The organism is Nitrobacter sp. 62-23, from assembly GCF_001897285.1.
GTDB lineage: Bacteria > Pseudomonadota > Alphaproteobacteria > Rhizobiales > Xanthobacteraceae > Nitrobacter.
On the sequence record NZ_MKSM01000086.1, the window covers coordinates 1 to 1256 of the forward strand.

The 1256-nt window shown below is 62.3% G+C and carries 1 protein-coding gene; it reads left to right on the forward strand.

Features of this window, described 5'->3' with window-relative positions; all coding sequences use genetic code 11:
* Positions 1–13 precede the first annotated feature (13 nt).
* Complete coding sequence (gene rplL, locus BGO16_RS07715; RefSeq protein ID WP_292618036.1) at positions 14–391, forward strand: 50S ribosomal protein L7/L12; 378 nt, start codon at positions 14–16, stop codon at positions 389–391.
* The last annotated feature ends 865 nt before the right edge of the window (positions 392–1256 follow it).

Here is a 1256-nt window from a genome sequence, read left to right on the forward strand (position 1 = left end):
AAGGAATATATCGATGGCTGATCTGCAGAAGATTGTTGACGACCTCTCGGCGCTGACCGTGCTCGAGGCTGCCGAACTGGCGAAGCTGCTCGAGGAGAAGTGGGGCGTGTCGGCCGCCGCGGCTGTGGCTGTCGCCGCTGCGCCGGGCGCCGGCGGTGGCGCTCCGGCCGCCGAAGAGAAGACCGAGTTCACCGTCGTGCTCGCAGCCGCGGGCGACAAGAAGATCGAGGTCATCAAGGAAGTTCGCGCCATCACCGGGCTCGGCCTCAAGGAAGCCAAGGACCTCGTCGAGGGCGCGCCCAAGCCTGTCAAGGAAGGCGTGAACAAGGACGAAGCCGAGAAGATCAAGGCCCAGCTTGAGAAGGCCGGCGGCAAGGTTGAGTTGAAGTAATCGCGGCGCAGCCGGCGATTACGAAATTCCATCCCCGGACAAGCGAGGCGAAGCCGAGCGCGATCCGGGGATTGCCTAAGGACGTGATGGCCGGGTCAAGCCCGGTCATGACGGAAGTTGAAGGGATGAAATCCGGACAAGCGAGGTGAAGCCGAGCCATCCGGAGATCGCCCCAAGGGATCGCACAAGACTTGGGTCTGACATAGGCAAGCGGAAGCGACACCGTTCTTCGGACCCTATGCCCGGCCTTGACGAGGAGAGGCCGACTCACGAAATCCGGCGTCTCTATCGTCAGGCTTGACGGGCGCAGCGGGTTCGGGAGGACGAAACGTGGGTGGCCGACGAAGTCCGGCCATGAGCGGGTGAGGTGACCGGATTACCCGGACCGCGTGCGATTGCAATCGCGCGCACCGGGTGCGACCGCCGGGCCCGATCCGGGCGGTTGTACACAGGAAAGTGTGGAGAGTTGGGTGAACTACCTCTCGAATCTCCACGATTGCTATCCCATATCGGGACGGCAGCACGAAAGCACGGCGGATGGCGGAACGGCGGCGTTCTCCCATAAGCTGTTGGGAGAGCAGCGATTTCGGGCTTTTTAGGTCCGTTTTGGAGATAGTTTTGACGGGCTGGGTGTAGTTCCTGCACCCCGCGCGTCGTTTTGCGTTCTGCGAGCCTGGCGTTCCGGTTCAGGATTTAAGTCCTGACGTTTGCGTTCCGCTCTTGAGAGCGTTCCGAAGATTCACCCCGGGGGCGATGCCAGTCGCGCTTCGGAAGGTTCGCCCCTCACGGGCGACGACATGAGAGGCCACGATGGTGCAGCAGACGTTCACCGGTCGCAAGCGGGTTCGCAAGTTCTTTGGGCATA

Bases quoted from the DNA above. Each gene is read 5' to 3' on its own strand.
- rplL (WP_292618036.1), top strand. From the start codon at position 14: ATGGCTGATCTGCAGAAGATTGTTGACGACCTCTCGGCGCTGACCGTG.